7 protein-coding genes are annotated in these 24002 nt (G+C 75.0%); 1 reads left to right on the plus strand and 6 read right to left on the minus strand.

The genetic code is table 11. The features are described from left to right. Positions 1-199: 199 nt before the first annotated feature. The 3 genes from AC069T_RS03090 to AC069T_RS03100 form a co-directional block, all read right to left on the minus strand. Positions 200-820, minus strand: a complete 621-nt coding sequence (locus AC069T_RS03090) for a TetR family transcriptional regulator (RefSeq protein ID WP_478781041.1) — start codon at positions 818-820, stop codon at positions 200-202. 106 nt (positions 821-926) lie between these two features. After that, complete coding sequence (locus tag AC069T_RS03095) at positions 927-1550, minus strand: GOLPH3/VPS74 family protein (RefSeq protein ID WP_478781042.1); 624 nt, start codon at positions 1548-1550, stop codon at positions 927-929. Positions 1551-1686: 136 nt separating this feature from the next. Then, on the minus strand, positions 1687-1989 hold the full coding sequence (locus AC069T_RS03100; protein ID WP_478781043.1) for a muconolactone Delta-isomerase family protein: 303 nt from the start codon (positions 1987-1989) through the stop codon (positions 1687-1689). A 163-nt stretch (positions 1990-2152) separates the two neighbouring features. Between AC069T_RS03100 and AC069T_RS03105 the strand changes: the two genes are divergently transcribed. After that, positions 2153-2866, plus strand: a complete 714-nt coding sequence (locus tag AC069T_RS03105) for an SDR family NAD(P)-dependent oxidoreductase (protein WP_478781044.1) — start codon at positions 2153-2155, stop codon at positions 2864-2866. Between the two features lie 16 nt (positions 2867-2882). Here the strand turns inward: AC069T_RS03105 and AC069T_RS03110 are convergent, their stop codons facing one another. The 3 genes from AC069T_RS03110 to AC069T_RS03120 all read right to left on the minus strand — a co-directional run bounded on the left by AC069T_RS03110 (position 2883) and on the right by AC069T_RS03120 (position 23896). After that, positions 2883-3395, minus strand: coding sequence for a GNAT family N-acetyltransferase (locus AC069T_RS03110; RefSeq protein ID WP_478781045.1), 513 nt, complete (start codon positions 3393-3395; stop codon positions 2883-2885). Between the two features lie 212 nt (positions 3396-3607). Then, a complete protein-coding gene (locus AC069T_RS03115; RefSeq protein WP_358851211.1) occupies positions 3608-3811 on the minus strand; it encodes an MbtH family protein in 204 nt (67 codons plus the stop codon). Between the two features lie 159 nt (positions 3812-3970). Then, positions 3971-23896: a non-ribosomal peptide synthase/polyketide synthase gene (locus AC069T_RS03120; RefSeq protein ID WP_478781127.1), complete on the minus strand. Its 19926-nt coding sequence runs from the start codon at positions 23894-23896 to the stop codon at positions 3971-3973. Positions 23897-24002 lie beyond the last annotated feature (106 nt).

Consider the following 24002-nt stretch of genomic DNA (forward strand, 5'->3'; position numbering starts at 1 on the left):
GCCCCTCGTCCTCCCCCCTTTCTTTTACGTGGGTGCTGGGGCGTCCTCCCGCCTCTGCTCCCCCCCCCCCGCTTCCGTGTGCCGGCGGGCACGCACCCCGGCCCCGCCGGGCGGCGGCCGGCCCCGCCAGGGGTGCGTGCCATCGGAGCGTAAAACCGGCCCGCGCGCGTCGCTCCGCGCACGGCGGTCGCGACGGACGTCACCCGGCGGACGCGGCCGTCTCCGGTTCGCGGGCGCCGAGGATGGCGAGGCAGTTACGCCACAGGACGCCGAGCCGCTGCGTGTCGTTGTAGAGCTTGGCGAAGAGCACCTGGCCCTCGAGCTGGGCGACGACGGACCGGGCGGCCTCGTGGGGGTCGCCCACGGTGACCTCGCCCCGCTCGCGCGCGTCGGCGACGACCTCTTCCACCATGGCGACCTGCGCGTCGAAGATCTCCTGCAGACGCGCGCGGATGGCTTCGGTCTGGTTGCTCATCTCCAGGGTCAGGTTCCCGAACATGCACCCCGAGACCGTGCCGCAGCTCTGTTGTCCCGCGCGCTGTCCGGCTTCCGTCTCCTCGAAGAGCTGCCGCAGCCTCTGGAGGGGATCGGCATCGCCGCGCAGGACGCGGGTCCAGTCGCCGCGCTGGGTGGCCCACTGCTCGTCGAGCACGGCGAGCGCGAGGGCCTCCTTCGACTCGAAGAAGTAGTAGAAACTGCCCTTGGGCACACCGGCGGCCTTGCAGATCTCGGCGGTGCCGAGGGCCGAGTAGCCCCGCTGCTCGATGAGCGACCGGGCGGCGGTGAGGATCTTCTCCCTGGCATTGCTGGTACGTCCCATACGCGCAGTATACGACCGACCGACTATAAGGGAGCCGACCGGTCGAGTGCCCGGCGGAGGACGAGCCCGGGCCGGCGCCCGAGTTCGGCGCCGGCCCGGGCTCGCGTCACACGCTGCCGCGCCAGACGTTGTCGAAGGCCGCTTCCTCGACGGCCCGGCGCTGCCGTACGGCCTCCAGCTCCATCACGGCGTCGTGGACCGCGGCCAGGACCGTCGCCACCGTGTCGTCGGGGATGTCCGGGTCGTCCTCACCGGACTCCTCGGACGGTTCGTCGTACAGGCCCGCGGCCGCCGCGAGAGCGACGAGGACCGGCTCGCGGGCCGCCCAGCGGGCTTCCGCCCGGCTCCGGGCCGGTGAGTCGACGAGGGCCGCGGGGGCCGCCGCCCGGAAGGACGCGAGACGGCGGTGCGGCCGCGCGAGCTGGCCCTCCGCCTCGAAAGCGGCCTGATACGCCGAGGACAGGTCGCGGCCCCTGCGCCACAGCCAGTCCTCCACCGGCTCGTGCGGCTCCTGCCGGACGAGTGAGGCGGCGGCCTCCCGCAGCAGAGGATCGTCCTGCTGCGAGTGATCGCCCGGCACGATGCGGACGCCGTCCAGCCGGAGCATTCCCCCGTCGAGGAGATCGAGGACCTCGGCGCCGGCGAGCGTGAGCGACAGGGCGCCGGGGTCCACGGAGCGGTCCGGCTCCAGGTCGATGGCGACGATCAGCAGGTCCCGCGCTGTGGTCATGTCGGCATCCTCTCGGAGGTGGGAACCACGGTACGACGCGGTGGTGGTGCGGCGCCTGCCGTAAGACCGGATCCGAAACGGGCCGGACGTCCCCGGTGGTCGCCCTCCCGCGGCGGGCCGCCCGTGGAACGGGTGGTCACGCGGCGGCGCCGGCCCCGCCCGGGTCGTTCGGATGGGAGACGAGCGGGGTGACGGTCGCCCTCATCCAGGGGCGCAGGGGGAGCGTGCCGAGCACCTCCCGGTGGAGTTCCGCCTCGTCCGCGGCCCTCCATATGCCGAGGCTGCGCAGCTCGCCGACGGGCCGCCACAGGCGCACCAGCCGGCCCGCGCCCGCCAGTTCCCGGGACCGGACCGCCTCGGCCGCGCGGCGCCGGTCGACCTCGGCTGGGTCGGTGCCCTCGGGGACGGTGGTGACGAGTTCGACCAGGAACTCACGCATGACGCTTCTCCGTTCTGTGACGCGTCCGCGGGGAAACGCCCGCGGTGGCTGCATTGTAAATAGTAGACCGGTCGCTTATATTCCTTGCATGACCGGTCGGGCAGTCGCCGGGCCGGCAGCCGTGTCCCGTCAGTCGCGCCGTATCCCGCCAGGAGAAACCGTCATGAGCTCTCAGGGTCAGAAGGTCGCCGTCGTCACCGGTGCCTCGCAGGGCATCGGCGCAGGCCTGGTCGCCGGCTTCCGGAAGCTCGGCCACGCCGTCGTGGCCACGTCGCGGAGCATCGCCGAGTCACCGGACGCGGACGTCCTCACCGTCCAGGGCGACATCGCCGACCCCGCCACCGCCGAGCGCGTCATCGCCGCGGGCCTGGAGCGGTTCGGCCGGATCGACACCCTGGTCAACAACGCCGGGATCTTCGTCGCCAAGCCGTTCACGGAGTACACGCGGGAGGACTACGACGCGGTCCTCGGCGTGAACCTGTCCGGCTTCTTCCGGATCACTCAGCTCGCCGTCGCGAACATGCTGGAGCACGGCGGCGGCCACGTCGTGCAGATCACGACCAGCCTGGTGGAACACCCCAACTCCGCCGTGCCGTCCGTGCTCGCCTCGCTGACCAAGGGCGGGCTCCAGGCCGCCACCAGGGCCCTGGCCATCGAGTACGCCGACCGGGGCGTCCGCAGCAACGCCGTCGCGCTGGGCACGATCAAGACCCCGATGCACCCCGAGGAGAACCACGCGGCCCTCGCCGCGCTCCACCCCGTCGGCCGCATGGGCGAGGTGAGCGACATCGTCGACGCGGTGCTGTACCTGGAGAACGCCCCGTTCGTCACCGGCGAGGTCCTGGCCGTCGACGGCGGTCAGAGCGCCGGCCACTGAGCCGCCGGGGACGGGCTCAGGACGGGTCGGTCGTGGAGATCACCAGCATCTTCGTCACCGAACCGTCGTCGCCGACCACGTCGCGCACGTGCCGGAAGCCGAGACGGCGGGCCATCGCCAGGCTGGCGGTGTTCCCGGCGCCCACCATGCCGTAGGCCTCCTTGAGACCCAGGTTGCCGGCGGCGTGGCGCAGCAGGCCGCGGACCACTTCGGTGCCCAGCCCCTGGCCCCAGTACCGCGGAGCGAGGGCGGTGATCAGCTCGTACCCGTCCACGTTGCCCGTCTTCTTCACCTCCGCGTGGCCGGCGTACGCGCCCTCGAACCACAGGCCCCAGACGTCGAACATCCGCTTGGGGTACACGTCGGTCAGGATCGTGCGGAACAGGGTCCGGAGGTCGGCCTCCGGGACCAGCTCCTGGCCCATCCAGCGGCAGACCTCCTCGTCGCGCAGGAGCGCCACGAAGAGGTCCTCGTCCTGGGGCCGGTAGGGGGTGAACTCCAGTCGCTCGGTGCGCAGCGTGGGCGTCATCGGCGTACTCCTCTGGGTGACGCGGGGCGGGACGGGCGTCGCGGAGGGGCGCGGCGCGAAGACGTGGTGGGGGGAGGGCCTGTGACGGGCGCCGGGGCGGCGGTGTCGCCGCCCCGGCGCCGCGAGTCCGGGCGACGGGTGCTCACCGGCCCGAGGTCCGGGCCGGGACGGGCGGGCTAGGAACCCGCCCGGTCCGGGCCGGGACGGGCGGGCTAGGAACCCGCCTTCTCCATGCGCTCGCGCAGGCTGCGGGGACGCATGTCGGTCCAGACCTCGTCGACGTAGGCGGAGCACTCGGCCTCGCTGCCCTCCTTGCCGACGGGGTGCCAGCCGGCGGGCACGTCGACGTCGACCGGCCACAGCGAGTACTGGTCCTCGTCGTTGCGCAGCACCTGGTAGCGGGTGTTCTCGTCCATGTCACGCTCTTTCGTCGTCGGTACGGTGATGGCGGCCGGCCGGGGTCCGGCCGGTCCTGTTCCCGGCGGACCGGGCGGCTGTGGTGGGCGCGCGGGGCGGTGGCGCCCGGCGCCCGCGGCACCTTTGGCCGCTCGCGGCGTCACTGCGGCGGGGGATCGTCACCGGCCGCCCCGCGCGTGCCGGGCGATGTGGCGCAGCGCGTCGGCGAACTCCTCGGCGACGGCGCGCACGGTCTCGGTGTCGTGCAGACCGGTCCGGTGGTGCCAGGTGAAGGCGAGGCGTCCGTGCTGCACCGCGCCCACCACTTCGAGGGGGTGCGATCCGCTGTCCCGCGGGTCGTGGTCCCGGCCGAAGGAACCGTGCTCGGCGCGGACGAGGCCGGTGCCCGGGGCGGCCGGGCGGGCGTCCCACTGGCCGAGGTAGTTGAACACCACCTGTCCGTGCGCCGCCGAGCCGAGCCGCTCGCGGACCTCCGGCGAGCCGTACGTGCGCAGCGCGCCGTAGCCGAGCCCGTTCCCGGGCACCGTACGCAGCTGGCGGCGCACCGACTTCACCAGGGCGCGCCAGTCGCGGGCGGGACCGAGGTCGTCCGGGTCGGGTACCTGGAGGGCCACCGGGTGGACGGTGGTGAACCAGCCGACCGTGCGGGAGAGGTCGACCCCGTCGAGCACGTCCTCACGACCGTGTCCTTCGAGGTCCAGGCGGACGCGGTCGCGTCCGGTCCAGCGGGCCAGCGCCAGGGCCAGCGCGGAGAGCAGGACGTCGTTGACGCGGGTGCGGTAGGCGGTGGGTGCGGAGCGCAGCAGCGCCGCGGTGTCCTCCTCGTCGAGTTCCACGGTGAGCACGCGTGCGTCGCCGGCGTCCGCTCCGGGGGCCCCGGCGGCCGGCAGCTGCTCCGCGGTCACCGCCTCCTGCCAGTAGGGGAGTTCGTGGTCGAGGCCGCCTTCGGCGACGTGCGCGGCGAGGGCTCGGACCCAGTCGCGGAAGGAGGTGCTGCGCTCCCCCAGCGTCACGGTCTCGCCCCGCGCCGCCTGCCGGTAGGCCGCTTCCAGGTCGTCGCTCAGGATCCGCCAGGACACGGCGTCCACGACGAGGTGGTGGGCGACCAGGAGCAGGAACGCGGGCCGGTCCGCCCCGCCGGTGAACAGCCCCGCCCGCAGCAGCGGACCGTGGGCGAGGTCGAAACCGGCGTGCAGGTCGTCGGCGGCCCGCTCCATGGCGTCGTCGGCCTCCGCCGACGACAGTCCCGTCAGGTCGTACCGGGTGAGGACACGGTCGCCGTCGCCGTCGGCGGGCGGCGGGTTGAACTGGTGCCAGCCGTCGTTCTCCCGGGTGAAGCGCATGCGGACGGCGTCGTGGTGTTCCAGCAGCGCGTCCAGGGCCGCGGCGAGGGCCGCCGGGTCGGGCGGGCCGTCGAGTTCCAGCAGCACGGACTGGTTGAAGTGGTGGTGGCTGTGGCGCGGGGTGGTGAGGAACCACTCCTGGATGGGGGTGAGCGGCACCTCCCCGGTCGCCGGGCCGTCCCCGGCGCGCTCGGGCGCGGCGCCGACGACGGTGGCGAGTTCGGCCACCGTCTGGTGGGTGAACAGGTCGCGGGTGGCCAGGTGCAGGCCGTCGCGCCGCAGCCGCGACACGACCTGCATGCTCAGGATCGAGTCGCCGCCGAGGTGGAAGAAGTTGTCGTCGGCGCCGACGCCGTCCACGCCGAGCACGTCCTCCCAGATGCGGGCGATGTGGCGTTCGGTGTCGGTGCGCGGTGCGGTGCGCGGGCCGCCGGCCGCGTGCGCCGGCCCTGGTGCGGGCAGGGCACGGCGGTCGGTCTTGCCGTTCGGGGTGAGCGGCAGCCGCTCCAGGGGTACGAAGGACGCCGGGATCATGTGGGGCGGCAGCAGCCCGGCGAGGTGCTCGCGCAGTTCGGCGAGGGGCAGTTGAGCGGGAGCGCCCTGCTCGGGGACGACGTACGCCACCAGTCGTCCGTGGCCCTTGGCGCTCCCGTCGCCCGACTCCTCGGTGCGGACGACGGCCACCGCGTCGCGCACCAGGGAGCTGCGGCGCAGCGCGCTCTCGATCTCTCCCGGTTCGATCCGGAATCCGCGCAGCTTGATCTGGTCGTCGGCACGTCCGGCGAAGCGGAGCCGGCCGTCGGTTCCCCAGCGCACCAGGTCGCCGGTGCGGTACATCCGCTCCCCCGGTGCGCCGAACGGGTCGGCGGTGAACCGCTGGGCGGTCAGGCCGGGGCGGTTCAGGTAGCCGCGGGCCAGTCCGGGGCCCGCCACGTACAGTTCGCCGGTCACGCCGGGCGGGACGGGGCGGCGGGCGGCGTCGAGGACGTAGACGCGGGTGGCGCCGGCCGGGCGGCCGATCGGCGGGGCGCCCGCCTCCGGGGTCAGCGGGCCGGTCCAGGTGGCGACGACGGTGGCCTCGGTGGGCCCGTAGGAGTTGATCATGCGTCGGCCGGGGGCCCAGCGCTGGACCAGGTCGGCCGGGCACGCCTCGGCGCCCACGATCAGGGTGCGCAGGTGGGGCAGGGCGCCGGCCGCCTCGGGCGGCACGGTGGCCAGCGCCGCCGGGGGGATCAGGGTGTGGGTGACGGCCCGGTCCGCGAGGATCTGGGCCAGCCGCTCGCCGACCAGGGGGCCCTCCTCGCCGGTCACCAGGGCGGCGCCGGTGAGCAGGGAGACGCACAGCTCCAGGACGGAGGCGTCGAAGCTGGGTGAGGCGAACTGCAGCACCCGGTCGCCGGGGCCGGCGGCGTAGCGGTCGGCGGCGGCCGCGGCGAAGGCGGCCAGTCCGCTGTGCGTGACCACGACGCCCTTGGGCGTTCCGGTGGACCCGGAGGTGTAGATCACGTAGGCCGGGTGGTGAGGGGTGAGCGCGGTGGTGCGGTCCGCGTCGGTGGGCGCGGTGTCGGGCCCCGTCTCGACCCACACGTCGGCGGGGTCGTCCAGGACCAGTGCGGCGCCCGCGTCGCGCACCATGAACTCCCGTCGCTGCTCGGGGTAGGCCGGGTCGACGGGCAGGAAGGCCGCGCCGGTCTTGGCGACGGCGAGCTGGGCGACCACCGTCTCCGCCGCGCGGGGCAGGGCCAGGGCGACGATCCGCTCGGGTCCGGCGCCGCGGCCGATGAGCCGGTGGGCCAGCCGGTTGGCGGCGCGTTCCAGTTCCGCGTAGGTCAGCTGCCGGGTGGCGTCCGCGAGGGCGACCGCGTCGGGGGTGCGGGCCGCCTGTCGCTGGAACAGTTCCGGCAGGGTCGCGGCCGGTACCGGCCGGGCGGTGTCCCGGCCCTGGTCCAGGAGGGCCTTCAGTTCCTCGTCGGTCGCCAGCGGGAGCGCGCCGAGGGGCCGGTGCGGGTCGTCGGCGACGGCCGTGAGGAGGGTGCCGAGCTGGTCGGCCATGCGTTCGGCGGTGGCCGCGTCGAACAGGTCCGTGTTGTAGGTGAGCAGGCCGTGCAGGGCTCCGGAGTCCGTCTCGGCGAACTCGAGGGTGAGGTCGAACGCCGCCTGCTGGAGGTCCGGTTCGATGTCGGAGACGTCGAGGCCGGGCAGGTCGAGATCGGCCGCCGGTGTGTTCTGCAGGACGACCATGACCTGGAAGAGCGGGGTCCGGCTCGTGTCGCGGACCGGCTGCACCTCGTCAACCACCTGCTCGAACGGCACCTCCTGGTGGGCGAGGGCGTCCAGCACCGTGTGCCGTACGTCGGCGAGGAACTCCGGGAAGGGGCGGTCGGTGTCCACCCGGGAGCGCAGGACCAGGGTGTTGACGAAGAAGCCGATCAGGTTCTGGGTCTCCGCCCGGTCGCGGCCCGAGGTGACGGTGCCGACGGCGACGTCCCGCTCGCCGGACAGCCGGGCGAGGAACGTCTGCGCGGCGGCGACGAGCGTGGTGAACAGGGTGGCCCCGCGGTCCCGGCCGACCTGGGTGAGGCGGCGAGCCGTACGGGGCGGCAGGACCAGGCGGGCGGTCGCGCCGTTGCTGGTGCGCACCGCCGGGCGCGGCCGGTCGGTGGGCAGGTCCAGCGGTTCGGTGCCGGCCAGCTGCTCCTTCCAGTAGGCGAGGTGTCCGGCGGCACCGCTTCCGCCCGAGGTGCGCTGCCAGTGGGCGTAGTCGGCGTACTGGACGGGCAGTGGCGGCAGTTGGCCGGTGGTGGCGTCCAGTTCGGCCCGGTAGAAGTGGGCGAGGTCGCCGGCCAGCACGGACGTCGACCAGCCGTCGGTGACGATGTGATGCAGGGTCAGGTTCAGCACGTGGTCGTCGTCGGCCAGCCTGACGAGTCCGGCGCGCATGAGCGGGCCCTGGCGCAGGTCGAAGGGGCGGGTGCGCTCGGCCGCCAGCAACCGGTCCAGCCGGTCCGCGCGTTCGTCCTCCGGCAGCCGCGACAGGTCGTGCAGCGGCAGCGCGACGTCCTTGGGCGGGTGAACGATCTGCACGCCGTGGCCGTCCAGCGAGTCGAAGGTGGTCCGCAGCGACTCGTGCCGGGCGACCAGTGCGCGCAGGGCCTCGCCGAGTGCGCCGGCGTCGAGCGCGCCGCGCAGACGCAGCGCGAGCGCCGTGACGTACTCGGCGCCGCCGGGTGCGAACTCCTCCAGGAACCAGAGGCGTTGCTGGGCGTACGACATCGGCGGCGCCGCGTCGCGGGCGACCGGGACGATGGCGGGCACGTCGGCCTCACCGGTCCGCCGCCGCGTGAGCAGGACGGCGAGCGCGGCCGGGGTGGGGTGGGTGAACACCGCGCGGGGCGACAGATCCGTCCCGAACGTCTCGGCCAGCCGTGAGGCGAGCCGGATGCTGAGGATCGAGTCACCGCCCAGCTGGAAGAAGTCGTCCTCCATACCGGGCCTTTCGACGCCGAGGACCTCGGCGAAGACCTCCGCCGTGCGGCGTTCCGCGTCGGTGCGGGGCTCGACGTGCGTGCCGTGCTCGGCGCCGGCGTCCGGCGCCGGGAGCGCCGCCCGGTCCACCTTGCCGTTGCGGCTGAGCGGGAGGGCCGGCAGCGGGACGAACGCGGAAGGCACGAGGTAGTCGGGCAGGGTGCGTCCGGCGAACTCCCTGAGGTCCATGACGTCCTCGCCCGCCGGCCCGACGACGTAGGCCACCAGGCGCTTGCCGCCGGGCCGGTCCTCCCGTGCCACGACGGCCACGTCACTGACGCCGGGGTGCGTCGCGAGCGCCGCCTCCACCTCACCGGGCTCGACCCGGAAGCCGCGGATCTTCACCTGGTCGTCGGCGCGGCCGAGGAACTCGATCGTGCCGTCGAGGTGGCGGCGGGCCAGGTCTCCGGTGCGGTACATGCGGGCGCCGGGCGGGCCGTAGGGGTCCGCCGGGAACCGGGCCGCGGTGTCACCGGGGCGGCCGAGGTAGCCGCGCGCCACGCCTTCGCCGGACACGAACAGCTCGCCGGCGCAGCCCGGCGGGACGGGCCGCATGCGGGTGTCCAGGAGGTGGATCCGCAGGTCGTCGAGCGGGTGGCCGATGGGCACGGTGCCGGGCACCCGCTCCGGGTCGGTGAGGGCGAAGGACGTGGCGAAGGTCGTGGTCTCGGTCGGTCCGTAGCCGTCCACCACGGTCAGGCCGGGGCAGGCGGCCAGTACCCGGCGTACGGCCGCGGCGGGGACCACGTCACCGCCGGTCCACACCTGGCGCAGCCCCGCGAAGCAGTCCGGCGCGTCCTGGGACAGCAGCCGGAACACGCCTGCCGTGAGCCACACCGCCGTCAGCCCGCCGTCTCCGGCCTCCCGCCGCAGCAGGGCCGCGTCCACGGTCCCCTCGGGGGCCACCACCACGCAGCCGCCGTTGAGCAGGGGCGCCCACACCTCGAACGTGGCGGCGTCGAAGGCCACCGGCGAGTGCAGCAGGACACGGTCGCACACGCCGCCGGTGAAGCGGCTGTCGGTGGCCAGCGACGCGACGTCGCGGTGCCGGACCGCCACGGCCTTGGGCCGGCCGGTGGATCCGGAGGTGAACATGACGTACGCCAGGCGGTCGGGGTCGGCGGGCGGCAGCACCGCTTGTGCCGGTGGCGCGGTACGCGCCGCGGCGACCTCCTCGGCGGTCAGCCGGACCGTGACGCCCGCCTCGGCGAGGAGGGCGCGTTGCCGGTCCTCGGGGGCGCGGGTGTCCACCGGCAGGTAGGCGCAGCCCGCCTTGAGGACCGCGAGCTGGGCGGCGACGAGTTCGGCGGAGCGGTCCATGAGCAGGGCGATCCGGTCCTCGGGCGCCGGACGTCCGGCCAGCAGCCGCGCGGCCAGGGCGTCGGACCAGTCGGCGAGCTGCCGGTAGGTCACCCGGCGGTCGCCGTCGGACAGGGCCGGTGCGTCCGGGGTGCGCCGTACCTGCTCGGCGAACAGGTCGACGGGGCTGCGGGGCGGTGCCTGCCGGGCGGTGGTGTTCCAGCGCTCCAGCAGCTCGCGGTCGGCGGCGCTGAGGATGTCCAGGCCGTCCACGTCGCCCTCGGCGCCGTCGACGAAGCGGGTGAGCAGGGCGGCCAGGCGGGACGCGGCGCGCTCGACGGTGGTCCGGTCGAACAGCGCGGCGTCGTAGGCCAGGTCGAAGCCGAGCCGGTCGGTGAGGTGGGCGCGCAGGCAGAGCGGGAAGGTGGTGGCGTCCTCGGCGTGCACCTCCTCGACGTTCACTCCCGTCCTGGCGGTCGCGGCTTCGTCGACGGGGTAGTTCTCGAAGACCACCATGCTGTCGAACAGGGCTTCGCCCGTGGGGACTTCGCTCAGCGCCTGGATGCGGGGCAGCGCGAGGAAGTCGAATCGCCGGGCGTCGCTCTGCTCCTCCTGCAGCCCGCGCAGCCAGGGCAGGACGCCGTCCGCGGGGATGCGGACGCGGGTGGGCACGGTGTTGATGAACATGCCGATCATGGAGTCCACGCCCGGCAGTTCGGCCGGGCGGCCGGAGACGGTGGTGCCGAAGACGACGTCGCGGCGCCCGCTGTAGCGGGCCAGCAGCAGCGCCCACATGCCCTGCACCACGGTGTTGACGGTCAGTCCGTTGCGGGCGGCCGTCTCCCGCAGCCGCCGGGAGATCCGTTCGTCGAGTTCGTGGTGCACGGCGTCGGCGGCGCGGGCCCGGTGCGCCTCGGCGGGTGTGCGGTCGTACGGCAGCGGGGTGCGTGCCGTGAACCCGGCCAGGGCGTCGGTCCAGTGCCGGTCGGCCGCTGCCTCGTCCTGGTCGCGCAGCCAGCCGAGGAAGTCGGCGAACGGCCTGCGCAGCGGCGGGGTGAGGTCCGTGCCCGTGGTGAGCGCGGCGTACCGCTCGCACACCTCGGTGAGCAGTTGCCCGGTGCTCCAGCCGTCGAGGGTCAGATGGTGCGAGGACCACAGCAGCAGCACCTCGTCGCCGGGGAGGGCGGCCAGCGTGATGCGGGTGAGCGGCGCGCGGGTCAGCTCCATGCCCGCCGCCCGGTCCTCGGCGAGCAACCGCTGCGTGGCTTCGCCACGTTGACTGCACGTCAGGTCGCGCCAGTCCAGGTGGGTGACGGGCAGTTCGACGCGTTGGTGGACCACTTGCACGGGGTGCGGCAGGCCCTGCCAGTGGACGCTCGTGCGCAGGGCCGGTGTGTGGTCGGCGAGCTGCTGCCAGGCGGCGGCGAACGCCCGCGGGTCGGCCACGCCCGACAGGCGCACGGCCGTCCGGTCGAAGTAGGCGCCCGCCGTGTCGACCAGCCCGTGGAAGAGCATGCCGGACTGCAGGGGCGTGAGCGGCAGGACGTCCGCCACGTGCCGTCCGTCGCCGACCAGCCGGTCCAGCTGGTCCTGGGTGAGTCCGGCGAGCGGGAAGTCGGACGGGGTGCGGCCGCCCGCGTCCGGGGAGGCGCAGTGCGCCACGATGGCGCGCAGTGCCGCGCACATCTCCCCGGCCAGGCGCCGCACGGTCGTCTCGTCGTAGACGGCGGCGGGGTAGGTCCAGCCGAGTTCGAGCCGGCCGTCCTGGACGACGCCCGTGACGTCCAGGAGGTAGGGGCGGGGCTCGTCCGGGTGGGTGTCGCGGCCGGCCGGCGGCAGCGCGGCCCGGTACAGGCCGCTGCCGTGGGCACCGCCGGCGTCCCACTGCCCGTGGTAGTTGAAGCCGACCCGCGGCGCCCGGGCGCCGGCCAGCGGGCTGCTGGGCAGCAGGTGGCGCAGCGCGCCGTGGCTCAGTCCGCGCAGCGGCACGGCGCGCAGCGTCTCCTTCACCGACCGCAGGACATCGCCCCAGCCGGTGCCGGCCGGGACGGTCAGGGCCAGGGGGAACTCGGCGGTGAACCAGCCGACGGTCCGCGACAGGTCCACGTCGTCGAAGAGGTCCTCGCGGCCGTGTCCCTCGACGCCGACCAGGACGGTGTCGCGTCCGCACCAGTCGGCCAGTGTGCGGCCGAGGGCGCTGAGCAGGACGTCGTTGACCTGGGTGCGGTAGACCTCGGGGACCTGGCGCAGCAGCGCGTCGGTCTCCGCCGCCTCCAGGGTGACGGTGACGGTGGCGGCGGTGCCGTAGGTGTTGGGGCCGGTGCGGCCGGCGGGCAGGTCGGCGGGGGCGGCGCAGGTCCGGGTCCAGTGGGCCAGGTCGGCGTCGAGGGCACCGGAGCGGGTGTGCCGCTCCAGGCGGGCAGCCCACTGTCCGTAGGTGGTCCCCTCGGCGGGCAGGTCGAGGGGGCGCCCGGCCGCCGCGGCGCGCTGGACGCTCTCCAGGTCCGCGAGCAGGATGCGCCAGGAGACGCCGTCCACGACCAGGTGATGGGCGGTGATCAGCAGGTGCGCGGGGCGGTCCGGGCCGCGGTCCAGGAGCAGGACCCGGACGACCCGGCCCTCGGCGGGGTCGAGCGAGGCCTGTGCCGCCTCCGCCGCCCGCTGCGTCTCTGCCTCCAGCGCCGGCCCGTCGAGATGGGCCACGTCGTGGTGGGTGCAGACGCCTTCGGGTGCCTCCGGCAGCACCTCCTGGTACCAGCCGTCGCCGTTGCGCAGGAACCGGGTGCGCAGGGCCGGGTGGTGGCGTACGAGGGCGTCCACAGACTGACGCACCGTCAACAGATCGGTGTCGGCGGCCAGTTCCAGGTGCTGGGTCATGGTGAAGCGCAGCGGGTCGCCGGGCTCGCGGCCGTCGAGGTACCAGCGCTGGATCGGGGCCAGGGGGGCCTCGGCGGGCGCGGCGTCCGCCGTCGCCGCCGGGCGCGGGTCGGTGTCGGCGACGCGCAGGGCGAGTTCGGCGACGGTCTGGTGGCGGAAGACGTCCTTGGTGGTGAGGGCGAGGCCGGCCTGGCGGGCCCGGGAGACGATCTGGATGCTGAGGATCGAGTCGCCGCCGAGCGAGAAGAAGTTGTCCCGCGCGCCCACCCGCTCGACGCCGAGGACCTCCGCCCAGATCGCGGCGAGGCGCTCCTCGGTGCCGGGCCGGGGTGCCACGTACGGCGTCGTGCTGTCGGGCTGGGCCGGCGGGGCGGGCAGGGCGCGCCGGTCCGTCTTGCCGCTGGTGGTGCGCGGTATCCGCGCCAGCGGGACGAACGCCGCGGGCACCATGTGGTCCGGCAGCGTCCGGCGCAGCCGGACCCGCAGTTCGTCGGCGGGCGGGGTGTGCTCACCGGCGGGCACCAGGTACGCCACCAGCATGAGACGGCCGCCGTGCTCGCGGGCGGTCACCACGGCCTCGGCGACGTCCGGGTGGGCCAGGAGTGCGGCCTCCACCTCGCCGGGTTCGATGCGGAAGCCCCTGATCTTGACCTGTTCGTCGGTCCGGCCGAGGAACTCCAGCCGCCCGTCGGTGTCCCAGCGGGCCCGGTCACCGGTCCGGTACATCCGCTCCCCCGGCTCCCCGAAGGGGTCGGCCAGGAAGCGTGCGGCGGTCAGGCCTGGCCGGTTCAGGTAGCCGCGGGCCACCTGTGCTCCGGCGAGGTACAGCTCGCCGGGGGTGCCGGGCGGGACCGGCCGCAGGGCGCCGTCGAGGACGTAGGCGCGCAGGTTGCGGCCGGGGCGGCCGATGACGGGACGCCCGGGGTGTTCGGCGCAGCGCCCGTAGACGGCGTCGACGGTGCATTCGGTGGGGCCGTACATGTTGTACGCGGTGACGCCGAGGCCGGTGTCCGCCGCGCACAGCTCCTGCCAGGCGGTGCTGCCGACGGCCTCGCCGCCCACGAGCAGCAGGCGCGGGTGGTGGCGGCCGGGGGCGAGGAGTCCGGCCGCGGTCAGTTCGCGCAGGAAGGACGGGGTCACGTTGACCAGGTCCAGCCGCCGGTCGTCGACGAGGGCGCAGAACGCGTCGGGGTCCAGGCGGACGTCCTCGTCGACGAGGTGCACCTCCTGGCCGAGGGCGAGGAGGAGGGGGCCTTCCCAGGAGGTGTCGAAGGAGAACGAGGCGCTCAGCGCGGCCCGCAGCCGGTGCCCGTCCGCGGTGTGCGGCGCGACGAGACCTTCGCGGTGGTCGTGGCAGAGGTTGGCCAGGTGGCGGTGTTCCACGGCGACGCCCTTGGGGCGGCCGGTGGAGCCGGAGGTGTAGACGAGGTAGGCGGCGTTCTCCGGCCGGAGCGGCAGGCGCCGGTCGGCGTCGGTGGGGGCGTGCGCGGGCAGCCGGTCCCAGGGCACCTCGCGCAGGGTGCCGGCCGTCACGACGGTGTGCGGCGCGGCGTCCGCGAGGAGGAACGTGACGCGCTCCTCGGGCAGTTCGGGGTCCAGGCAGAGCAGGGTGCCGCCGGACTTGAGGACGGCGAAGAGTGCCACCAGCAGGTCGGAGGTGCGCGGCAGGCGGACGGCGATCACGCGTTCCGGGCCGGCGCCCAGCGCGATCAGGTGGTGGGCGAGCCGGTTGGCGCGGTCGTCGAGGGCCGCGAAGTCCAGCGTGGCGTCCCGGGCCACCAGGGCGGTGGCGTGGGGGGACCGTGCGGCCTGCGCCTCGAACAGGGCGGGGAAGGTGGTGTCCGCGGCCCGGAGTCGCGCCCCCTGCCAGCTGTCGAGCACCTGGCGCCGTTCGCTGCCGGTCATCAGCGGCAGCGCGCCGGTCTCCCGTTCGGGGTCCTCGGCGACGGCGTCCAGCAGCATCCGCAGCCGGCCGGCCAGGCGTTCGGCGGTGGCCGCCGTGAACAGGCCGGTGTTGTACTCCAGATAGCCGGTGATGCCCCCGTCGCGCTCCACGAAGTCGAAGGCGAGGTCGAAGGTGGCGTTGCGGACCGGCGGTGTGAGCGGTTCGACGTCCAGCCCCGGGAGTCCGGGGACTTCGGCACCCAGGTTGTGCAGCGCGACCATGACCTGGAACAGCGGGGTGCGGCTGGTGTCCCGTTCGGGCTGGAGGGCGTCCACCAGCCGTTCGAAGGGGACCTCCTGGTGGGCGAACGCGTCCAGGACGGTGGTGCGCACCTGTTCCAGCAGCGCGCGGAAGGACTGTCCGGGGCGCACCCGGTTGCGGAGCACCAGCGTGTTGACGAACATGCCGACCACGTCGTGGAGTTCGGGCCGGTCGCGGCCCGCGGTCACGGTGCCGACGGCGACGTCCTCCTGGTCGGCCCAGCGGGACAGCAGTACGGTGCAGGCCGTCACGAGGGTCATGTAGAGGGTGGCGTCGGCCTCGTGGCCCCTCTCGCGCAGCCGCTCCGTCAGCGCGGCGGGGAGCGCGAAGGTCACCAGGGCCCCGTCGCGGGTGCGCACGGCGGGGCGCGGCCGGTCGGTGGGCAGCTCCAGCGGGGCCAGGCCGTCCAGCGTGTCGCGCCAGTAGGCGAGCTGGTCGTCGGCCTGCTCGGTGCGGGCGCGCTGCCAGGCCGCGTAGTCCGCGTACCGCACGGGCAGCTCGGGCAGGTCGGCGCGGCGGCCCTCCAGCGCCGCCGCGTACAGCTCGCTCAGGTCCCGCCCGAGGACGGCGACGGACCAGCCGTCGGTGGCGATGTGGTGGACGGCGAGGACGAGCGCGTGGTCGTCGTCGGCCAGGCGTGCCAGCCGGGCCCGCAGCAGGGGCCCGGTGGCGAGGTCGAAGGGGGTGGCCGCCTCGCGTTCGACGAGCGCGTCCAGGGCCGGGCGGGTCCGGTCGGCGGGGGTGCCGGTGAGGTCGTCCAGTGTCAGTCGCGCCGGGTGCGGCGGGTGCACGATCTGCCGGGCCCTGCCGTCCTGTTCGGCGAACGTGGTGCGCAGTGCCTCGTGCCGGGCGACCAGGCCGTCCAGGGCGGCGCGCAGGGCGGCCTCGTCGAGCCGGCCGCGCAGCCGCAGCACGGACAGGGTCGTGTACTCGGTGCTGCCCGGCTCGAAACGGTCGAGGAACCACAGCCGCTGCTGCGCGTACGACAGCGGCGGCGGGGTGTCCGGGTCCGCGAGGGGTATCGCGCCCGCGGGTGTCGATCCGTCCGTGACCGGGTCGCCGAGGGCGGCGGCCAGGGCGGCGAGCGTCGGGTGGGTGAACAGCAGCCGGGGCGAGACGTCCGCGCCGAACGCCGCACGCAGCCGGGAGGTCACGCGGACGGCGAGGATCGAGTCGCCGCCGAGCGCGAAGAAGTCGTCCTCCACGCCTGCCTCGTGCGCGTCCAGTACGTCCGCCCAGGCGGCGGCGACCAGGCGTTCGGCCGGGGTGCGCGGCGGGGTGCGGTCGGTGCCGGTGGCGAATCCGCCGGGTCCCGGGGCGGGCAGGGCGCGCCGGTCGAGCTTGCCGTTGGCGGTCAGGGGCAGCGCCGCCATGGGGACGTAGGCGGCCGGAACCATGTGTGCGGGAAGCAGCCGCTCCAGGTGGGCGCGGAGTTCGGCCGCGGAGGGTGCGGCGGTGTGCTCCCCGTTGCCGGTGCCGACGACGTGCGCGACGAGCCGGCGCGTCCCCGAGGTGTCCTCGTGCACGCCGACGGCGGCTGCGCCGACGCCGGGGTGGGTGTGCAGGGCGGCCTCGATCTCGCCGGGTTCGATGCGGTAGCCGCGGATCTTCACCTGCTGGTCGGCGCGGCCCAGGTACTCCAGCGTGCCGTCCGTCCGCCGGCGGGCCCGGTCGCCGGTGCGGTACATGCGGCTGCCGGGCTCGCCGAACGGGTCGGCGGGGAAGCGGGCGGCGGTCAGGCCGGGCCGTCCCAGATAGCCGCGGGCCAGGCCCTCCCCCGCCACGTACATCTCGCCGACGGCGCCGGGCGCAACGAGGGCCAGGTCGTCGTCGAGCACGTACACCCGCAGGTCGGGTATGCCCGTGCCGATGGGTCCCGCGGCGGCGGAACCGGCCGTCGTGCGGTCCAGTGGGGCGTACGTGACGTGCACGGTGGTCTCGGTGATGCCGTACATGTTGACCAGCCGCGGGGCGGTGTCCGGGTGGCGGGCGTACCAGCCGGACAGCCGCTCCACGTCCAGTGCCTCGCCGCCGAAGACGACCGTGCGCAGGGCGAGGCGTGCGCTGAGCCCCGGGTGTTCGGCGTCGGCTCGGACCAGCGGGTAGAAGGCGGACGGGGTCTGGTTGAGGACGGTGACTTGCTCGTCAGCCAGCAGGCGCAGGAAGTCCTCCGGGGACCGGGCGGTGTCGTCGGGGACGACGACCAGCCTGCCGCCGTGCAGCAGGGCGCCCCACAGCTCCCAGACGGAGAAGTCGAAGGCGTAGGAGTGGAAGAGGGTCCACACGTCGTGCTCGTCGAAGCCGAACCAGTGACGGGTGCGGGTGAACAGGCGCACCACGTTGGCGTGCGGGACGACCACACCCTTGGGCCGGCCGGTGGAGCCGGAGGTGTAGATGGCGTAGGCGGGCGTCTCCGGCAGCGGGCGGCTGGCGGGGTCCGGCCCGGTGGCGGGACGCCGTTCGAGGTCGGCTGTGACCGCCGGGTCGTCCAGCAGGAGGGCGGGTACGCCGGTGCCCTGTGCCCGTCCGGCCGTCTCCGCGGTGGTCACCAGCGTGACGGCGTCGGCGTCCCGGAGCAGGTGGGCGATGCGTTCGGCGGGCAGCCGGGGGTCGACGGGCAGATAGGCGGCGCCCGTCTTCAGGACGGCGAGGACCGCCACGACCAGGTCGGTGGAGCGGGGCAGGGCGAGCGCCACGAACCGCTCGGGACCCGCGCCCGCCTCGGCGAGCCGGTGGGCGAGGCGGCCGGCCGCCGCGTCGAGCGCGCCGTAGGCGAGGGTGTCGCCCTCGTGGGTGACGGCGGGGGCGTCCGGGGTGCGGGCGGCCTGCGCCTCGAAGAGGTCCACCAGGGTCGAGTCGGGGCGGCCGTGCTCGGTACCGTTGAAGTCGGTCAGCATCCGCCGCCGTTCCTCGGCGGTGGTCCACGGCAGGTCGCGCAGCGGCCGGTCGGGGTCCTCGGCGATCGCGGCCAGCAGCAGGCACAGGCGGTCGGCGAGCGCGCGGACGGTCGCGGCGTCGAAGAGGTCCGGGTCGTAGGCCAGGTCGAACCCGAGCCGCTCGCCCTGATAGGCACGCAGCACGAGCGGGTAGTTGGTGGCGTCCCGGGAGGCGACGTCCACCAGGCGCACCCCCGAGGTGGCCGAACGGGCCTCGTCGAAGGGGTAGTTCTCGAAGGCGACCATGCTGTGGAAGAGCGGGGCGCCGGACGGCACGTCGCTCAGCGCGGTCAGTTCGGCCAGGGACACCGCCGCGAAACGCCTCGACTCGGCCTGGGTGTCCTGGAGTTCACGCAGCCAGGCGGTGGCCGTGCGGTGCCCTTCCACCCGGACGCGGGTGGGCAGGGTGTTGATGAACATGCCGACCATGGACTCCACGCCCGGCAGGTCGTCGGGCCGTCCCGAGACGGTGGTGCCGAACACCACGTCCCGTTCCGCGCCGTACCGGGCCAGCAGCAGCGCCCACGCGCCCTGCACCACCGTGTTCACCGTGAGCCCGGCGTCGCGGGCGGTCCGGGCGAGGCGTGCGGAGGCCGGGCCGGGGAGTCCGGCCGTGTGGACGCCCGCCGAGCGCGCCCCGTGCGCCTCGCGCAGCGGGCGGTCGGCGGGCAGCGGCGTCGGGGTGGCGAAGCCGCGCAGGACCTCGCGCCAGTGCGCGCGTGCCGCGTCGGCGTCCTGGTCGGCCAGATGGCGGACGTAGTCGCTGAACGGCCGGCGCACGGGCGGGTGCGGCTCGCTTCCGGCGGTGAGTGCCGCGTACTCCTCGAACACCTCGGTGAGCACCTGGGCCAGGCTCCAGCCGTCCAGGATGAGGTGGTGCGAGGTCCACAGCAGGTGGAGCCGCGCGTCGGGCAGCCGGACCAGGGTCAGGCGCATCAGCGGCGCCGAGCCGAGGTCGATGCCGCGCGCCAGGTCCTCGGAGCGGAGCCGGGCGAACCGGTCCTCGAGCTCACGCGGTTCCAGGTCGCGCCAGTCGTGGTGGGTCACCGGCACGCGGACGTCCCGGTGCACGATCTGGAGCGGTCGCGGCACGTCCTCCCAGACCACCGAGGTGCGCAGGGCGGGGGTGCGGTCGGTCACCCGCTGCCAGGCGACGGCGAGGGCGTGCGGGTCCGCGACGCCCTCCAGCAGGAGCGCGGCCTGGTCCACGTACACGTCGTCGGCGCCGCCGACCAGGCGGTGGAAGAGCATGCCCTCCTGGAGGGGGGTGAGCGGCAGCAGGTCCTCCACGCCGCGGCCGTCCCCGGCCAGCCGGTCCACGGCGGCCTGGTCGAGACCCGCCTGCGGGAAGTCGGACGGGGTGCGGCCGCCCGCGTCCGGGCGGGCGCAGTGCTCGGTGACGGCGGCCAGCGCGCGGATCATGCCGTCCGCCAGGTCGCGGACGGTGGCCGCCTCGTGCACCTCGTCGCTGTAGTGCCAGGTGATCTCCAGTTGCCCGTCGGCGACCACGGCCGAGACGTCCAGCAGGTGGTCCAGGGGCCGCTCGGGTGCGATGTCCCGGCCGGGCACCTCGGCGGCGGCCGGGGCGAAGTCGCGCCCGGCGTCGGCCTCCCACTGGCCGTGGTAGTTGAAGCAGACCTGGGGAAGCGGCAGTTCGCGCAGCGCACCGGCGGCGGGGTCGGGTGAGCCGAGGCGGGCCAGTGCCTCGAAGCCGAGGCCGCGCCGGGGTACGGCCCGCAGCCGCTCCTTCACCGACTTCAGCGTGCCGGCCCAGTCCGGCGCGGCCGGGGTTCCGGCCGGGGTGAGGGTGACCGGGTACTGGCTGGTGAACCAGCCGACCGTCCGTGACACGTCGAGCGCGTCGCCGAGGTCCTCGCGGCCGTGCCCCTCCAGAGCCACGGTCACGCGCTCGGTGCCCGCCCAGTCGGCGAGGACCCGGCCGAGGGCGCTGAGCAGCACGTCGTTGACCTGGGTGCGGTAGACACCGGGCACGCGGCGCAGCAGGGCCTCGGTGGTGGCGGCGTCCACCCGGGTGCGGACGGTGCGCACCGAGCCGGAGAGCGGGGTCGCGGGCCGGTCGACGGGCAGCGGGACGCGCGGTTCCCGTGCCTCGGCCGTCCAGTACGGCAGGTCGTCGTCGAGGTCGCCGGCCCGCACCCGCCGGGACAGCTGCGCCGCCCACGCGGTGAACGGCGTTCCGACGGGCTCCAGTTGGAGGGGCTCGCCCGCGGCTGCCTGCCGGTAGGCCTGCTCCAGGTCGGCGAGGAGGATGCGCCAGGAGACACTGTCCACGCCGAGGTGATGGGCCGTCAGGAAGAGTTGGGGCCGGTCACCCGACGGGGGCAGCAGCAGGGCCGCGCGCAGCAGGGCGCCGGTCTCCGGGTCCAGGGCCGCGCGGGCCGCGTCGGCCGCCTCGGCCCGGCCGGCGGCGAGGTCCGCGCCGCCGAGTGCGGTGAGGTCGTGGCGGGTGAGCAGTCCGGCCGCCGGACCGGTTCCGGGGTGCTGTCGCCAGGTGTCCCCGGTGCGGACGAACCGGGTGCGCAGCGCCGGGTGGTGGGCGGTCACGGCTTCCACGGCCCGGGTCAGGGCCGCCTCGTCGAGGTCGTGCGGCAGGTCGAGCAGCATCGACATGCTGAAGTGCCGCAGCGGCCCGCGGGTGGCGAAGAACCACTCCTGGACGGGGGTCAGCGGAGCGGGGCCCTCGTCCTGCGGCGGACGCGGGGCGGGCACCGCGGCGGCCTCCCGGCCGGACGCGGCGGCGGCCAGGTCGGCGACGGTCTGGTGGCGGAAGATGTCGCGCGAGGTGAGGTGCACTCCGGCGGCGCGGGCGCGGGAGACGACCTGGATGCTGAGGATGGAGTCCCCGCCGAGCTCGAAGAAGTTGTCGTCCGCGCCCACCTCGGCCACGCCCAGCGCGTCCGACCAGATGCCGGCCAGCGTCTGTTCGGCGGGGGTGCGCGGGGCGGTGAACTGCCGCTCGCGGGGGGCGGTGTCGAGGTCGGGGGCGGGCAGCGCACGGCGGTCCAGTTTGCCGCTGGTGGTCAGCGGCAGCGCTTCGAGCGCGGTGAAGGAGGACGGCACCATGTGGTCGGGCAGGACGCGGCGGCAGGACGCCCGCAGTGCGGAGGCGGCGGGGCGGGCGGTGCCGGGGGCCGGTACGACGTAGGCGGCGAGCCGGGTGTGGCCGTGCGGGTCGGTCACCGCGACGACCGCGGCCGCGGTGACGTCCGGCAGGTCCAGCAGCGCCGCCTCGACCTCACCGGGCTCGATGCGGTGCCCGCGCACCTTGACCTGGTCGTCGGCGCGCCCGAGGTAGTCGAGACGTCCGTCGGCGGTCCAGCGGGCCAGGTCCCCGGTGCGGTACATCCGGCCGCCGGACGGTCCGAAGGGGTCGGCCAGGAAGCGCGCGGCGGTCAGGCCGGGGCGGCCGGCGTAACCGCGGGCCACCTGCTCCCCCGCCAGATACAGTTCGCCGCCGACGCCGGGCGGCACGGGCCGCAGCCGGTCGTCGAGGACGTAGGCCCGCACGTTGGGCAGCGGGCGGCCCACCAGCGGACGGTCGTCGCCGTCGATGCGGCACGCCAGGGCGTCGACCGTGCACTCGGTGGGCCCGTAGAAGTTGTACGCGGTGACGTCCCGGTGGGCGGCGAGTTCGCGCCACAGGCCCGGGCCGAGGGCCTCGCCGCCCAGCATCAGCACCCGGGGGCGGTGCCGCGGGTCGGTGAGCAGTCCGGCGGGCAGCAGCTGCCGCAGGTAGGACGGCGTCAGGTCCAGGAAGTCGACCCGGTGCTCGACGACGTACTCGACGAGGGCGGCGGCGTCGAGCCGGGTCGCCTCGTCGACCAGGTGCAGCGGGTGGCCGTCGGCCATCAGCAGCACGCCCTCCAGCGAGGTGTCGAAGGAGAACGACGCGGTCAGGGCCACCCGAAGCGGGCCGCCCCCGGCCTCGGCGACGAAGCCCTCCCGGTGACCCGCCAGCAGGTTCGTCAGGGAGCGGTGCGAGACGGCGACACCCTTGGGGCGCCCGGTGGATCCGGAGGTGTAGATGACGTACGCGGTGTGGTCCGGGTCGAGCGGAGCGCGCCGGTCGGTGTCGGCGGGGTCGGTGTCCGGGGCGGTGCCGGGCACCGAGCGCAGCATGGTCTCGTCCAGCACCAGGGCCGGCCGCGCGTCCTCGAGCAGGAAGCGGACGCGGTCGTCGGGCAGGTCGAGGTCGAGGGGCAGATAGCCGGCGCCGGACTTCCACACCGCGAGGATCGCCGTGATCATGTCGGCGGTGCGCGGCAGGCGCAGCGCGACCAGCCGTTCCGGCCCGGCGCCCTGGGCGATGAGGTGATGGGCGAGGCGGTTGGCGCGGGCGTTGAGGGCCGCGTAGTCGAGCCGGGTGTCCCCGGCGACCAGGGCCGTGGCGTGCGGGATGCGGGCCGCCTGCCGCTGGAACAGCTCCGGGTAGGTGGTGGCGGGGACCGGCAGGGCGGTGGCGTTCCAGTCCTCGGTCACCCGCCGTGTCTCGCGCGGGGAGAGCAGGGAGAGCGCGCCCAGGGGCCGGTCCGGTTCGGCGGCGGCACCGGTCAGCGTGCGCAGCAGCTGGTCCGCCATCCGCTCGGCGGTGGCCGCGTCGAACAGGTCGGTGCGGTATTCGAGCAGAGCGCTCAGGCCGTCCCCGTCGGGTATGAACTCCACGCTCAGGTCGAAGGTGGCGGCCCGCCGCTCCACGGTGACGGGTGAGATGGCCAGGCCGTGCGGCGCGGGTGCCTCGGGCGGGGACGGGTGCAGCAGGACCATCACGTCGAAGAGCGGGTTGCGGCCCGCCTCGCGGGTCGCGCCCACCGCCTCGACCAGCCGCTCGAACGGCGTGTCGCCGTGCGCGAACGCGTCGTTGACGGTCCGGGCGGCGGCGGCCAGCAGGTCGCGGAAGGATCCGGCGGTGTCGACGGGGGTGCGCAGGGCGATGGTGTTGGCGAAGAAGCCCACCGTCCGTTCCAGGTCGGTGCGGGAGCGTCCGGGCGTCAGGGAGCCGACGGTGATGTCGTCCTGGCCCGACCAGCGGGCCAGCAGCGCCTGGCAGGCGGCGGTCAGGGCGGTGAACAGGGTGGTGTGCTGCTCGGCCGCGAGCCGCCGCAGCCGGGCCGTGACGTCCGCGGGGACGGTGAAGGAGTGGACCGCGCCCGCTCCGGACTCCTCGCCGTGGCGCGAGCGGTCCAGCGGCAGCCCGGGCGCCACCGCGCCGGCCAACTGTCCCTTCCAGTAGGCGAGTTGACGCTCCAGGGCGGGACCGGACAGCTGCTCCCGCTGCCACCCGGCGAAGTCCGGGTACTGCGTCGCCACCGGCGGCAGGTCCACCGCCTCGCCGCGGGCGAGGGCGTCGTAGGCGGTGCACAGTTCCTGGAGCAGGACGCCCATCGACCAGCCGTCGGTGACGATGTGGTGGGCGGTCAGCAGCAGCACGTGCGAGGCGTCCGACTCCCGCAGCAGCAGGGCGCGCAGCAAGGGGCCGGTGCTCAGGTCGAACGGGCGGGAGTACTCGTCCCGCAGCGCCGTCTCCAGGGCGTCCGCCCCGGCGGGCCGCTCACCCGTCCCGGTCCCGCCGGTCTCGCCGTCCCCGCCGGCGGGGTCCGGCACCGGCAGGTCGCGGACCGGCAGCGGTACGGGGCCCGCCGGGTGCACGGACTGTGCGGGGCGTCCGTCGACCTCCTCGAACGTGGTGCGCAGCGCCTCGTGCCGCCCCACGACGGTGTCCAGGGCGCGGGAGAGCGCGGCCCGGTCCAGCGGTCCGGTGAACCGCAGCGCGACGGCGCTGTTGTAGCGGGCGTCGCCGGGCCGCAGCCGGTCCAGGAACCACAGCCGCTGCTGGGCGAAGGACAGCGGCAGCGGCCGGGTGCGGTCGGCGTGCGGGATGGCCTGCCGGGCGGGTGCGCCCGGCGCGGGGGGGGGGCGCCAGGGGGGGCGCGCCCAAGGGCGGTGTGGTTTGTTAGGGGGTTTTTTCGTGAGTCCCGTGCTGGGC

This window comes from Streptomyces sp. NPDC043867 (assembly GCF_056435845.1).

Coding starts and splice junctions, on each gene's coding strand:
- AC069T_RS03090 (WP_478781041.1), bottom strand. CDS start 820: ATGGGACGTACCAGCAATGCCAGGGAGAAGATCCTCACCGCCGCCCGG.
- AC069T_RS03095 (WP_478781042.1), bottom strand. CDS start 1,550: ATGACCACAGCGCGGGACCTGCTGATCGTCGCCATCGACCTGGAGCCG.
- AC069T_RS03100 (WP_478781043.1), bottom strand. CDS start 1,989: ATGCGTGAGTTCCTGGTCGAACTCGTCACCACCGTCCCCGAGGGCACC.
- AC069T_RS03105 (WP_478781044.1), top strand. CDS start 2,153: ATGAGCTCTCAGGGTCAGAAGGTCGCCGTCGTCACCGGTGCCTCGCAG.
- AC069T_RS03110 (WP_478781045.1), bottom strand. CDS start 3,395: ATGACGCCCACGCTGCGCACCGAGCGACTGGAGTTCACCCCCTACCGG.
- AC069T_RS03115 (WP_358851211.1), bottom strand. CDS start 3,811: ATGGACGAGAACACCCGCTACCAGGTGCTGCGCAACGACGAGGACCAG.